Source organism: Stenotrophomonas sp. YJH_SMC_20 (assembly GCF_059367845.1).
Window position 1 is genome coordinate 26,500 of record NZ_JCAFRG010000006.1, and the last position, 11,930, is coordinate 38,429.

14 protein-coding genes are annotated in these 11,930 nt (G+C 66.2%); 5 read left to right on the top strand and 9 right to left on the bottom strand.

Annotation, left to right across the window (positions count from 1 at the left end):
* Positions 1 to 162 precede the first annotated feature (162 nt).
* The 4 genes from fghA to frmR all read right to left on the bottom strand — a co-directional run bounded on the left by fghA (position 163) and on the right by frmR (position 2,866).
* Positions 163 to 993, bottom strand: coding sequence for an S-formylglutathione hydrolase (fghA, locus tag AC5P6A_RS11980; protein ID WP_180878059.1), 831 nt, complete (start codon positions 991 to 993; stop codon positions 163 to 165).
* 63 nt (positions 994 to 1,056) lie between these two features.
* Positions 1,057 to 1,413: a YqcC family protein gene (locus AC5P6A_RS11985; protein ID WP_346715097.1), complete on the bottom strand. Its 357-nt coding sequence runs from the start codon at positions 1,411 to 1,413 to the stop codon at positions 1,057 to 1,059.
* A gap of 8 nt (positions 1,414 to 1,421) precedes the next feature.
* Positions 1,422 to 2,531, bottom strand: a complete 1,110-nt coding sequence (locus AC5P6A_RS11990) for an S-(hydroxymethyl)glutathione dehydrogenase/class III alcohol dehydrogenase (protein ID WP_019662086.1) — start codon at positions 2,529 to 2,531, stop codon at positions 1,422 to 1,424.
* A 59-nt stretch (positions 2,532 to 2,590) separates the two neighbouring features.
* Entirely contained in the window at positions 2,591 to 2,866 is a 276-nt protein-coding gene (gene frmR, locus AC5P6A_RS11995) for a formaldehyde-responsive transcriptional repressor FrmR (protein ID WP_180878058.1), read from the bottom strand.
* A gap of 187 nt (positions 2,867 to 3,053) precedes the next feature.
* On the opposite strand from frmR, the gene AC5P6A_RS12000 reads away from it, so the two are divergent.
* Complete coding sequence (locus tag AC5P6A_RS12000) at positions 3,054 to 3,473, top strand: Imm70 family immunity protein (protein WP_019662087.1); 420 nt, start codon at positions 3,054 to 3,056, stop codon at positions 3,471 to 3,473.
* A gap of 10 nt (positions 3,474 to 3,483) precedes the next feature.
* On the opposite strand, the gene AC5P6A_RS12005 is transcribed toward AC5P6A_RS12000, so the two are convergent.
* The gene (locus AC5P6A_RS12005; protein WP_227844078.1) at positions 3,484 to 4,389 is read right to left on the bottom strand and encodes a LysR family transcriptional regulator; all 906 of its coding nucleotides are present in this window, start codon (positions 4,387 to 4,389) and stop codon (positions 3,484 to 3,486) included.
* Positions 4,390 to 4,519: 130 nt separating this feature from the next.
* Between AC5P6A_RS12005 and AC5P6A_RS12010 the strand changes: the two genes are divergently transcribed.
* Positions 4,520 to 5,623, top strand: a complete 1,104-nt coding sequence (locus tag AC5P6A_RS12010; protein ID WP_180878057.1) for an oxidoreductase — start codon at positions 4,520 to 4,522, stop codon at positions 5,621 to 5,623.
* Positions 5,624 to 5,673: 50 nt separating this feature from the next.
* Here AC5P6A_RS12010 and AC5P6A_RS12015 read toward each other — a convergent pair whose 3' ends face one another.
* A complete protein-coding gene (locus AC5P6A_RS12015; RefSeq protein WP_134731670.1) occupies positions 5,674 to 6,351 on the bottom strand; it encodes an SMI1/KNR4 family protein in 678 nt (225 codons plus the stop codon).
* A 114-nt stretch (positions 6,352 to 6,465) separates the two neighbouring features.
* On the opposite strand from AC5P6A_RS12015, the gene AC5P6A_RS12020 reads away from it, so the two are divergent.
* Positions 6,466 to 6,882, top strand: a complete 417-nt coding sequence (locus AC5P6A_RS12020; protein WP_180878056.1) for a VOC family protein — start codon at positions 6,466 to 6,468, stop codon at positions 6,880 to 6,882.
* A 12-nt stretch (positions 6,883 to 6,894) separates the two neighbouring features.
* Here the strand turns inward: AC5P6A_RS12020 and AC5P6A_RS12025 are convergent, their stop codons facing one another.
* Positions 6,895 to 7,590, bottom strand: coding sequence for a DAPG hydrolase family protein (locus tag AC5P6A_RS12025; protein ID WP_180878055.1), 696 nt, complete (start codon positions 7,588 to 7,590; stop codon positions 6,895 to 6,897).
* Positions 7,591 to 7,666: 76 nt separating this feature from the next.
* On the opposite strand from AC5P6A_RS12025, the gene AC5P6A_RS12030 reads away from it, so the two are divergent.
* A complete protein-coding gene (locus tag AC5P6A_RS12030) occupies positions 7,667 to 8,329 on the top strand; it encodes a TetR family transcriptional regulator (protein WP_180878054.1) in 663 nt (220 codons plus the stop codon).
* A 77-nt stretch (positions 8,330 to 8,406) separates the two neighbouring features.
* Here the strand turns inward: AC5P6A_RS12030 and AC5P6A_RS12035 are convergent, their stop codons facing one another.
* Complete coding sequence (locus AC5P6A_RS12035; RefSeq protein WP_019336462.1) at positions 8,407 to 9,291, bottom strand: LysR family transcriptional regulator; 885 nt, start codon at positions 9,289 to 9,291, stop codon at positions 8,407 to 8,409.
* A gap of 107 nt (positions 9,292 to 9,398) precedes the next feature.
* Between AC5P6A_RS12035 and AC5P6A_RS12040 the strand changes: the two genes are divergently transcribed.
* On the top strand, positions 9,399 to 10,457 hold the full coding sequence (locus AC5P6A_RS12040; RefSeq protein WP_061479602.1) for an NAD(P)-dependent alcohol dehydrogenase: 1,059 nt from the start codon (positions 9,399 to 9,401) through the stop codon (positions 10,455 to 10,457).
* 92 nt (positions 10,458 to 10,549) lie between these two features.
* On the opposite strand, the gene AC5P6A_RS12045 is transcribed toward AC5P6A_RS12040, so the two are convergent.
* On the bottom strand, positions 10,550 to 11,914 hold the full coding sequence (locus tag AC5P6A_RS12045; RefSeq protein WP_019662096.1) for a glutamate--cysteine ligase: 1,365 nt from the start codon (positions 11,912 to 11,914) through the stop codon (positions 10,550 to 10,552).
* Positions 11,915 to 11,930: the final 16 nt, after the last annotated feature.

Below are 11,930 nucleotides of genomic sequence, written 5' to 3' on the forward strand. Positions count from 1 at the left end.
CCGCACCATAGCGCGCCGGCATGCCACAGCGGCGTGATCCACTGCGGCAAAACGACACTCCGCGTGCGCCGCCATGGTAGTGCCGGCCGCTGGCCGGCAATCCCGGGGAATCCCTGGGCGTTCCGGTGGTGCCGGCCAGCGGCCGGCACCACCGGAACGCGCTCAGCCCTGCAGGGCGCGGGCGTGGTGGGCGATGTGCTCGCCGATGAAGCTGGCGATGAAGTAGTAGCTGTGGTCGTAGCCCGGCTGCAGACGCAGGGTCAGCGGATGGCCGGCGGCCGCGCAGGCCTGCTGCAGGCGCTGCGGCTGCAGCTGGGTCTGCAGGAACTCGTCCGCCTCGCCCTGGTCGACCAGCAGCGGCAGGCGCTCGTCAGCCATAGCGATCAGCTCGCAGGCATCCCATTGCGCCCAGTCGGCCGGGTTGTCGCCCAGATAGGCATGGAAGGCCTTCTGCCCCCACGGCACGTGGCTGGGCGCGACGATCGGCGAAAACGCCGACACGCTGCGATAGCGCCCGGGGTTGCGCAGCGCGATCAGCAGCGCGCCATGGCCGCCCATCGAATGGCCACTGATCGCGCGCGCATCGGTGACCGCGAAGTTCGCCTCGATCAGCGCCGGCAGCTCCTGCGCCACGTAATCATGCATGCGGTAGTGCTCCGCCCAGGGCGCACGGGTGGCGCTGAGGTAGAACCCCGCTCCCTTGCCGAGATCGTAGCCTTCGGCATCGGCCACATCATCGCCGCGCGGGCTGGTATCCGGCGCAACGATGATTACGCCGTGCTCGGCTGCATAGCGCTGCGCACCGGCCTTGGTGATGAAATTCTGCTCGGTGCAGGTCAGGCCGCTCAGCCAGTACAGCACCGGCAGCTTCTGTGTTTCCACTTGCGGTGGCAGGTAAACGGCGAACTGCATGTCGCAGCCCAGCGTGGTCGAATGATGGCGGTACACGTCCTGCCAGCCGCCGAAACAGGCGCGGTGTTCAATGCGTTCCATGGTGCTCTCCTGCGCGGCGCGTCAGCGCACGCGTGCTTCTGGTAGATGCCGACCTTGGTCGGCTTATCCACGCCCGGCGTGGATGCCTTGGTTGATCAGTTCATCCAGCTGTGCCAGCAGGCGCAGCAACGATTCGACGCCAGGCTGGCCATCCAGATTGCGGTACGCCGCCACCGCCACGTCGCTGCGCGGTGGCCACTGACCGTCGACGCGGGCCTCGTAGAGGCGCGGCAGAAATACCTGCGCAAGCCACTGCTCGAACGGCATTTCATCAATGCCGAAGGGTGAGTCCACTGCGCGCGGCGGACCCACCTCGCCGTCGACCCAGCCCAGCGCGCGCAACGCCTGCTCGATTGGCGCCACCAAGGCCGCGCGCGGATCTTCCGCACGCGGCCTGCGCAAGGTATCGAACCAGCCCATGACGCGGCTCAGTAATGGACCACCGAACGGATCGACTTGCCTTCATGCATGAGGTCGAAGGCGTCGTTGATCCTGTCCAGGTCCATGGTGTGGGTGACGAACGGCGCCAGTTCGATATCGCCCTTCATCGCGTCCTCGACCATGCCCGGCAGCTGGCTGCGGCCCTTCACGCCACCGAAGGCGGTACCCATCCACTTGCGCCCGGTCACCAGCTGGAACGGGCGGGTGGAGATCTCCTGCCCGGCACCGGCCACGCCGATCACCACGCTCTGGCCCCAGCCACGATGCGCGCATTCCAGCGCCGCGCGCATCACGTTGACGTTGCCGATGCACTCGAAGCTGTGGTCCACACCCCAGGTGGTCATTTCCACGATGACCTGCTGGATCGGCTTGTCGAAGTCCTTCGGGTTGATGCAGTCGGTGGCGCCGAATTCGCGCGCCAGTTCGAACTTGGACGGATTGGTGTCCACCGCGATGATGCGGCCGGCCTTGGCCTGGCGCGCACCCTGGATCACCGCCAGGCCGATGCCACCCAGGCCGAACACCGCCACGCTGTCGCCTTCCTGCACCTTGGCGGTGTTGTGCACCGCGCCGATGCCAGTGGTGACGCCACAGCCGAGCAGGCAGACGTGTTCCGGGTTGGCGTCCGGGTTGATCTTCGCCAGCGAGACTTCGGCCACAACGGTGTACTCGCTGAAGGTCGAGCAGCCCATGTAGTGGTACAGCGGCTCGCCGTTGTAGCTGAAGCGGCTGGTGCCGTCGGGCATCACGCCCTTGCCCTGGGTGGCGCGCACGGCCACGCACAGGTTGGTCTTGCCGCTCTTGCAGAACAGGCATTCGCCACACTCGGCGGTATACAGCGGAATCACGTGGTCGCCCGGCTTGACGCTGGTCACGCCCTCGCCCACTTCCACCACGATGCCGGCGCCTTCATGGCCCAGCACCACCGGGAACAGGCCTTCCGGGTCATCACCGGACAGGGTGAACGCATCGGTGTGGCAGACACCGGTGTGGGTAATCTTCACCAGCACTTCGCCCTTCTTCGGCGGGGCGACGTCGATCTCGACGATCTGCAGCGGCTGGCCGGGACCAAAGGCGACGGCGGCACGGGATTTCATGGGTGGACTCTCCAGAGACAGGCAATGACAGGATGGGCGGCGCCATGTTGCGCCGTCGTTTACTTCAGGTACGAGCGGATCAACGCGCTCATGTCGCGCACGCGTTCGGCGCGTTGTTCGTCGGAGGCGGCGGGCTGGCGGAATTCCTCGCGCAGATGGGCCTCCATCACCTCGGACATCAGGCCGTTGACCGCGCCACGGATGGCGGCGATCTGCTGCAGCACCGGCCCGCAGTCGGCGCCGGCTTCCAGCGCGCGGTCAAGCGCATCGCACTGGCCGCGGATGCGGCGCACGCGGGCCAGGACCTTCTTCTTCTCTTCGGGGGAGTGCGGCATGGCGGGCCAGCTCGGAACTATACTGGGGGATAGTATACATGCGTATTGGCAAAGTGACGGAAATGGCATCTCCCGCCTCCGCAATAGTGCCGTTGAATCCTTTCATATCAATCAATTACAGCAATTACGCTTCTACCGTTAATGCATCGGGGCATGCTGTAGGATCGGCAGAATCAGGAACCAGACAATGGGTGTTGGCATCCAACTCGGGCGCATCACCGATGAGATCGGCAGTGGCGCGTTTCTCCATGCCTTCTTCTCGACCATATCCGGCAACCTGGAGCCGAATGGCTGGGGAAGTCGATTCCCAATCCTCTTGAATCAGCTATACGCCGGCAGACTGCAGCAATCAGATGCTGCCGCCGCGCTGGCCGAACTACATAGGGTCCGCCGAGAGCTGGCCGAGCTTGCGCCAGCCCGTGTCATATGGTCGTTCGAGGATAGAACCCAGCGTCCACCGTGGGGAGACGATATCGCTGGCGACATCGACAGCCTGGCGACCTACTTCGTCACCTCACATGGGCACGATCTGATCGCGCTTCTGGCCGAGGTGTTTGAAGCACTTCAGGAAGGCGAAGACACGTCCGCCCGGATCATCAACTACTGATGCCCTACGCTCAATCAAACACGCCCTGAGCCGCCAACCGCGCCAGCTCATCCACCACGTAGCGCACCTTGGGCCGCAGGTGGCGGGTCGGTGGCCACAGCGCATGGATGTCGATATGCCGCTGCATGTGCGCATCCAGCACCGATTGCAGCGCCCCGGATTCCAGATGACGGCGTACCAGTGAAACGGGCATCTGGCAGATGCCCAGCCCAGCGATGGCCGCATCGATCACCGCGTCACCATCGTTGAGCTGGTAGGTCGCATTCGGGATGAACGTTCCCTCGGCATCGTCCCTGCCGATCCGCCACGCCACCGGCTGGCCGTGGCGGAAACCAACGACGCTGCGGTGCTGCGCCAGATCCTCCACGGTGGCCGGCACGCCATGCGCCTGCAGGTACTCCGGCGATGCGCAGGTGACCAGTCGTTGGCGACCCAGCCGGCGCGCGACCAGATGCTCGGCCTGGTGCAATCCGCCGAAGCGGATCAGCAGGTCGATGCCCTCTTCGACCGGATCGACGAAGTGATCGGTGAAGGTCATCGTCAGTTGCAGGTCCGGGTATTGCCGGCACAGGCGCAGCAGCACCGGCAGCACCACCAGGCGCCCGAACGAGGATGGCATGTCGATGCGCAGCCGTCCGCTGGGCAGGCCGGCCGACCCCAGGCAGGCCTCGGCGGCGGAGATTTCTTCCAGCGCCGCCGCACACGATGCGTAGTACGCTTCGCCGTCGGTGGTCAGCGCGATGCGCCGCGTGGTGCGGTGGAACAGGCGCACGCCCAGCCGCGCTTCCAGCCGGGCGATGGCCTTGCCCACCGCCGAGCGTGAGATGCCCAGCGCGTCGGCAGCCTCGGTGAAGCTGCCTGAGCGGGCCGTGGTAACGAACGTGACCAGGCCATTCAATGATTCCAGCGGCAGCATCTATCGCGCTCCATTGGGGACAAATAGTCCCGCACCTAGGGAGATCGAAGCGCTTTATGCGCCTGCATGTCAACTCCATTCTGTGTGCATCGCGCCGCTGGCGCCTCCTCCCCGCACCAAGATGACCGACATGACCGCCGCCCTGTTCCGCCCCTTCGATCTGGCAGGCATCGCCCTGCGCAACCGCATCGTGATGGCCCCGATGACCCGCGCCCGCAACCCCGGCGCGGTGGCCAATGAACTCACCGCGCAGTACTACCGGCAGCGCGCCAGCGCCGGCCTGATCATCAGTGAGGGCACCCCGGTCTCGCCGCAGGGCCAGGGTTACATCGACGTGCCGGGTATCTGGTCGGCCCAGCAGGTTGCCGGGTGGAAGCTCGTCACCGAGGCGGTGCATGCCGCACAGGGCACGATCTTCGCCCAGCTCTGGCACGTCGGCCGCATGTCGCATTACTCGCTGCAGCCCGACGGTGGTCAACCGGTAAGCGCCGGTACCCGGCCGGTCGCCAGCGCACCGAAGAACACCTCGTTCGTCTATCTGGACGACGGCAGCCGCGGCCACGCCGATCCCACCCCGGCACGTGCGCTGGCCACCGAAGAGATCCCCGGCATCGTCGGCGACTTCGCGCGCGGCGCCGACAACGCCATCGCCGCCGGTTTCGATGGCATCGAACTGCATGCCGCCAACGGATACCTGTTCGAACAGTTCCTCAACCCTCTCATCAACCAGCGCGAGGACCGCTATGGCGGCTCGCTGCCCAATCGTGCGCGCTTGATCCTGGAGACCGTCGATGCGATGACCCAGCTCATTGGTGCGCAGCGCATCGGCGTGCGCCTGGCGCCGAACAACCTCACCTTCGACATGCCGTTCTACCCCGACAACGAGGCCACCTACCTGTACCTGGCCGAGGAGCTGGGCAAGCGCGGCCTGGCCTATGTGCATCTCAACGACAACCTGCAGGCGGGCCAGTCGGTGCTGGGCGAGGTGTTCCTGCGGCAGTTCAAGCAGGCCCACGGCGGCACCGTCATCCTGGCAGGTGGCATGACCCGCGAACGCGCCCTGCAGCTGGTCGAAGCGGGCACCATCGACCTGGCCGCGTTTGGCCAGCCGTTCATCGCCAACCCGGATCTGGTCGAGCGCCTGCAGCGCAACGTCGCGCTGGCCACGCCGGACCGCAGCACCTATTACGGGGGCGGCGAGGCAGGCTACCTCGATTACCCGGCCGCAGGCTGATCCCGCACGGTGTCGGATCCCCGCCGCCGGCGGGGCTCCGACCCATGTCCTCAGGCATCCTCGCGCACGTACGCGAACGACTCGTCCAACCGCTCGCAGCCGATCACTTCAACGACGATGGCCTGTGCGTCGTCTTCGCTGATGTTTCCTTCTTCAATATCGTCAACGCGGGCAAACAGCTGCTGCAACGCCGCGTACTGGTCGTCGCGAAGGAAGGATTGGTGGGACTGCAACCAGCGCTGCAGATTGCCGGCCAGCTCGCCGTGCGACAGCAGCGTATACGGCGCTTGGTAGTCGGCAACGGCTTCGACCATCTTGCGGAACAGGAAATCCTGGTAGTTGGCGGCCAGCACATCGGCACGATCATCGTCATGCCACACCAGCACGACGGGGGGCTCGGCAAAGCCGGGCGCGTTGCTCCAGAAGCAGTAGCTGTCGCCGCCGCCGGTCCGCGCAAACGGCAGGAGCTGCAGGTCGGGACGCAGGGGATTGTAATGATCCTCGGCGGTCAGCTCCTGCCACGCCTCCAGCAGCTCGTCGTGTTCCAACGGCTCGTAGTCCTGGGCGTACAGCAGCACCGGCGGATCCGCCTGCAGCGTCGGGAATACCACCTCGGACCATTCCGGATGGGGAGCACCCCAACTCAACCGACCCGCTGCGTGCAACTGCTTGAACAGGGGCGGGAAGGACTGGCCGGTGGCCTGTTCGATGCCGGATAGCGCGCTCATGGATGTCCTTGTCGATAGAGACCGCCCAGCTTGCCCGAATCCGCGCAGGAGATGAACCGGCCACAGCACGCGGCAGGACTAGACTGCGACCACCGGATGCCACCCATCGCTGCCATGAACGCCACTGCCCACAGCTTCATCGTCAACCTCGACGTCCCCGACCTGGCCGCCGCCGAAGACTTCTACATCCGGGCCTTCGGCCTGCGCATCGGCCGCCGTCTCGGCCCGGGTGCCGTGGAGCTGCTCGGTGGGCCAACGCCGCTCTACCTGCTGCACAACGACGCCGGCAGCGCCGCCACCGAAGACGGCGACGTGCGCGACTACGAGCGCCATTGGACGCCGCTGCACCTGGATTGGGTAGTGGATGACATCGATGCCGCGCTGGTACGTGCAGTCGCAGCCGGAGCGATGCTCGAGCAGTCCGTGCGCGAGCGTCGCTGGGGACGCATCGCCGTGCTGGCCGATCCGTTCGGCCACGGCTTCTGCCTGATCCAGTTCAGTGCTGAAGGCTACGACGCGCTGGTCGAATGACCGTTGCACCACTCACCACGGCAATGGCACTGCCTCGCCATTGGCACGCTCGCCGTAGTACAGCGACGGCAGCAAGCGCGAGAGGAAACTGAACTCCGTATAGCAGTGCTTGAGCAGGCCCAGGCCGACCGCATCGCCGGCGTCGCGGTGCGGATCGGCGCTGTCCAGGCCGAGCACGAAGCGGCTGCGCAGCACACAGCCAAACGGCGTATCACGCGCCACGTGCAGCATCTGCCCGTCGCAGGGATCACCGTTTGCATCCAGGCGGACGTGGTCGCCGAAGCCCATGCGCGCGGCGATCACCGCCGATACATCGCCTGCATCCTGTGCCGCTTGCAGGCGCTGGGGCACCAGCAGCGTGCGCGGGTCATGGAACTTCAGGCGTGCCGCCACCGGCGGAATGTCGGCCAGCGATTCCACCGCATGGATGCTGGCACCGTGGTAGCTGCGCCCGCGCTGCCACGCCGCGTCCCAGCCGCGATGCTCGACATGATCGACCGGATGCCACCAGCGGATGTGCTGGGTGGTCTCGAAGAAGGTGAACCACCAGTCCAGCATGCGGCCCTTGCAGCCGTGCAGATCGCTACGCACCGCCACCAGCAGGGTGCCGTCTTCGCGGCGCTGGATGCCGGTCTCCAGGTGCATCGGCGCCGGGTCGAGCAGATCGTGGTGGTCCAGCCAGGCGCGTGCGTTCACAGCGGTATCCATCGGGGTCTCCTGCGGTGTTGGGAGACCCGACAATACGGAAACGTTATGCGTTTCTCAATTAGCCGGATGCGGTAAGATGGGCACAATGAACAGCACGACCCTGTCCGAGTCCACAACGCCGACCCGCCGCCGCGGCCGCCCTGTGCGCCCGGAGGCGGAAGTCCGCCACGCGGTACTGCAGGCCACCCTGGAGCTGCTGCTGGCACAGGGTTACGAGGCCACCACCATCGAAGCGGTGGCGGCGCACGCCGGGGTGGCGAAGAAGACGGTGTATCGCCACGCCAGCAATCGCGAGGAACTGGTTGGGCTTGCGGTGCGCGAATGGACCGACGGCTTCGCGCCGCAGCTGCAGCGCGATGCGCACGGTGCCGACGAGGTGCTGCCGTTGCTGCAGGACATCCTGCAGGCGGTGTGCACGCAGGCACTGTCGGCGCAGGCGGTGCAGGTGTTCCGGCTGCTGGCTACCGATTTCCCCGGCAAGGATGCGCTGCTGCAGGCCTATCTGGACAATGGCATCGAACGCGGCCGAGCGCTGCTGGCTGACTGGCTGGAACGGCAGCAGCAGCGTGGGCTGCTGCGTGAGGGGGATTCCGCACGCATGGCGCGACTGATCCTGGCAATGGCCGTGGCCGAGCCGCTGCGCGAACGCGTGATCGGCGTGGTGGCCGAGGATGCGCCGGTGGAGGTGCACCTGCGTGAGTGCATGGCGTTGTTGGCGCCGGTGTTGCGGGTGCCGTAGGGTTGCCCCATCCGCGCATGGACGACAGTGGGTGGTGGGTGCCGTCCGTTGGTCGGCACCACATCATCCATCGCAGCTCATTCGCGCAGCATATCCACGAACGCGCGCAGCGCACCGGGCATCTGCCGCTGCTTCGGGTAGTACAGCGCGAAGCCGGCGAACGGTTCGCTCCAGTCTTCCAGCACTGCCACCATCTGGCCGGATTCGATATACGGCCGCGCCGTGTCTTCCAGCACGTAGGCCAGGCCGATGCCATCAAGCACTGCACCCACGACGGTGCCCTGCTCACTCAACGTGAGCCGGCCCGGCACATCGATCTCCAGCGCTTGCCCGCTACGCTCGAACTGCCACTTGTAGAGATGCCCGCTGGCGAAGCGGAAGCGGATGCATTCGTGTGCCGCCAGGTCCCGCGGATGCTGTGGTGCCGGGTGTCGCCGCAGGTAGTCCGGCGAGCCGACAATCAGCCCGCGCAGCGGTGGCCCCATCGGCACCGCCACCATGTCCTCGGGCACGAACTCGTGCAGGCGCACGCCCGCGTCGTAGCCCTCGGCGACGATGTCGACCAGGCCATCGTTCTCGGTCAGCTCCACCCGCACGTCGGGGTGAGCGTGCAGGAAGCGCGCCAGTCGCGGCCCCAACTGGGTCGGTACCGCCGCGCGGGTGGCGTTGATGCGCAGCAGGCCGGCCGGGGCGGCACGGAACTGGTTCATCTCTTCCAGCGCGTCATGCACCTGGCCCAGCGCCGGCTGCAGGCGCTCCAGCAGGCGCTGCCCGGCCTCAGTCAGGGCCACGCTGCGGGTGGTGCGATGGAACAGGCCCACCCCCAACCGTTCTTCCAGCGCGCGGATCGCATAGCTCACTGCCGAGGTCGACAGCGCCAGCTCGGCACCGGCGCGGCGGAAGCTGCGGTGGCGGGCGACTGCGGCGAACGCGGCCAGGTGGGTGAGATTGTCAGTGGCCATGATTGTGCAGTTCCACTTGATGAATCATGCCGATATCCACGCTTCTTGCCATTGCGAACGCGGCGTATTGTAAAGCGCCTTTCGATAAACCCTGCCAAGGATTCCCCATGTCCCTCGCCCGTGGTTACGCCGCCCATTCCCATACCGCCCCGCTGGTCCCCTATGAGTTCGAACGCCGCGCGGTCGGCCCGGACGATGTGCGCATCGAGATCCTCTACAGCGGCATCTGCCACTCCGACCTGCACCAGGCCCGCGACGACTGGGGTGGCTCGATCTACCCGATGGTGCCGGGTCACGAGATCATCGGCCGCGTCACCGAGGTCGGCAGCAACGTCACCCGCTTCAAGGTCGGCGACCACGCCGGCGTGGGTTGCATGGTCGACTCCTGCCGCCACTGCGACGCCTGCCAGCACGACCTGGAGCAGTACTGCGCCGAGGGCGCGACCTGGACCTACAACGGCCGTGAACGCGAAAGCGGCGCACCGACCTACGGCGGCTATTCCGACCACGTGGTGGTCGAGCAGCGCTTCGTGGTGAAGGTTTCCGACACCCTCGACCTGAAGGCGGCCGCACCGCTGCTGTGCGCCGGCATTACCACGTGGTCGCCGCTGCGCCATTGGAAGGTCGGCCCGGGCCAGAAGGTCGGCGTGATCGGCCTCGGCGGCCTCGGCCACATGGGCGTGAAGTTCGCCAAGGCGCTCGGTGCGCACGTGGTGATGATCACCACCACCCCGGAAAAGGGCGCCGATGCCAAGCGCCTGGGCGCCGATGAGGTGCTGGTCTCGCGCGATGCGGCGCAGATGAAGGCGCACGCCGGCAGCTTCGACTTCCTGCTCAATACCATCCCGGTCAGCCATGACACCAATCCGTACATGGGCCTGCTCAAGCGTGAAGCCACCATGTGCCTGGTCGGCGTGCTGACCGAACTGGACCCGCCGTTGACCGGTGGCAGCGTGATCTTCGGCCGCAAGCACCTGACCGGCTCGGCGATCGGCGGCATGGCCGAAACCCAGGAAATGATGGACTTCTGTGCCGAGCACGGCATCGTCAGCGATGTGGAGATGATCGACATCAGGAACGTCAACGAAGCCTGGGAGCGCATGGCGAAGAACGATGTGCGCTACCGCTTCGTGATCGACATGGCGACGTTGAAGAACGCGGCCTGAGCCAAGACGGATCTGGAAATGAAAAACCCCGGCAATGCCGGGGTTTTTCTTTTGGGTAGTGCCGGCCGCTAGCCGGCAACCCCGCATGACGGTCAGTACGCGAACTCGCGGAACACCGGATCGACGTCGCCGTGCCAGCGGCCATGGAACAGCGCCAGCTTGCGCTCGGCCGGGGTCAGGCCGGATTCGACGATCTCCTGCAGCACGTCCAGGAACTTGCTCTCGTCCTGGCCATCGGCATTACGTGCGGCGCGACGCTTGAGGCCTTCCACCGAGATCTTGACCGCCTCGCCGGCGAGGTCACGCACGGTGCCATTGCGGAACGGCAGGTTCATCGCATGCTTCGGCACGCCGTCACGCAGCGCATGGCGCTCGGCCAGGGTGAAGTCACGCACCAGGTCCCAGGCGGCATCCAATGCGGTGTCGTCATACAACAGGCCCACCCAGAATGCCGGCAGCGCACACAGGCGGCTCCACGGGCCACCATCGGCACCACGCATTTCCAGGTACTTCTTCAGGCGCACTTCCGGGAACGCGGTGGTCATGTGGTCCGACCAGTCGCGCAGCGTCGGCAGCGCACCCGGCAGCACCGGCAGCCTGGCCTGCATGAAATCGCGGAAGCTCTGCCCGCTGGCGTCGTGGTAGATGCCATCGCGGTAGGAGAAATACATCGGCACGTCGAGCAGGTAGTCGACATAGCGCTCGTAACCAAAACCATCCTCGAACACGAAGTCGAGCATGCCGGTGCGGTCGGCGTCGGTGTCGGTCCAGATGTGCGAGCGGTAGCTCAGGTAGCCGTTCGGCTTGCCTTCGGTGAACGGCGAATCGGCGAACAGCGCGGTGGCTATCGGCTGCAGCGCCAGCGACACGCGGAACTTCTTCACCATGTCCGCTTCGGTGGCGTAGTCCAGGTTCACCTGCACCGTGCAGGTGCGGGTCATCATGTCCAGGCCCAGCGAACCGACCTTGGGCATGTACGAGCGCATGATCTTGTAGCGCCCCTTGGGCATCCACGGCATTTCATCGCGCTTCCACTTCGGCTGGAAGCCCATGCCGAGGAAACCCAGCTGCAGTTCGCCGGCCACCTGCGCCACTTCATTGAGGTGGGTGCCGGTCTCCACGCAGGTCTGGTGGATGGTTTCCAGCGCCGCACCGGACAGTTCCAGCTGGCCGGCCGGTTCCAGCGTCACCGAGGCGCCATCGCGCAGCAGGGCAATCGTGCTGCCGTTCTCCTGCACGGGCTCCCAGCCGAAGCGGACCAGGCCGTTGAGCAGCGCTTCGATGCCGCGCTCGCCCTCGAAGGTCGGCGGGCGCAGGTCATCCAGGCGGAACCCGAACTTCTCGTGCTCGGTGCCGATGCGCCACTGCGCGCGGGGCTTCTCGCCGGAGGCGATCACCTCCACCAGCTGCGAGCGGTCGGTAATGGGGGTATCGGCGACGTGGCTGGGGCTCGACAAGGGAGAGGCTCGCTGG

Coding starts and splice junctions, on each gene's coding strand:
- fghA (WP_180878059.1), bottom strand. CDS start 993: ATGGAACGCATTGAACACCGCGCCTGTTTCGGCGGCTGGCAGGACGTG.
- AC5P6A_RS11985 (WP_346715097.1), bottom strand. CDS start 1,413: ATGGGCTGGTTCGATACCTTGCGCAGGCCGCGTGCGGAAGATCCGCGC.
- AC5P6A_RS11990 (WP_019662086.1), bottom strand. CDS start 2,531: ATGAAATCCCGTGCCGCCGTCGCCTTTGGTCCCGGCCAGCCGCTGCAG.
- frmR (WP_180878058.1), bottom strand. CDS start 2,866: ATGCCGCACTCCCCCGAAGAGAAGAAGAAGGTCCTGGCCCGCGTGCGC.
- AC5P6A_RS12000 (WP_019662087.1), top strand. CDS start 3,054: ATGGGTGTTGGCATCCAACTCGGGCGCATCACCGATGAGATCGGCAGT.
- AC5P6A_RS12005 (WP_227844078.1), bottom strand. CDS start 4,389: ATGCTGCCGCTGGAATCATTGAATGGCCTGGTCACGTTCGTTACCACG.
- AC5P6A_RS12010 (WP_180878057.1), top strand. CDS start 4,520: ATGACCGCCGCCCTGTTCCGCCCCTTCGATCTGGCAGGCATCGCCCTG.
- AC5P6A_RS12015 (WP_134731670.1), bottom strand. CDS start 6,351: ATGAGCGCGCTATCCGGCATCGAACAGGCCACCGGCCAGTCCTTCCCG.
- AC5P6A_RS12020 (WP_180878056.1), top strand. CDS start 6,466: ATGAACGCCACTGCCCACAGCTTCATCGTCAACCTCGACGTCCCCGAC.
- AC5P6A_RS12025 (WP_180878055.1), bottom strand. CDS start 7,590: ATGGATACCGCTGTGAACGCACGCGCCTGGCTGGACCACCACGATCTG.
- AC5P6A_RS12030 (WP_180878054.1), top strand. CDS start 7,667: ATGGGCACAATGAACAGCACGACCCTGTCCGAGTCCACAACGCCGACC.
- AC5P6A_RS12035 (WP_019336462.1), bottom strand. CDS start 9,291: ATGGCCACTGACAATCTCACCCACCTGGCCGCGTTCGCCGCAGTCGCC.
- AC5P6A_RS12040 (WP_061479602.1), top strand. CDS start 9,399: ATGTCCCTCGCCCGTGGTTACGCCGCCCATTCCCATACCGCCCCGCTG.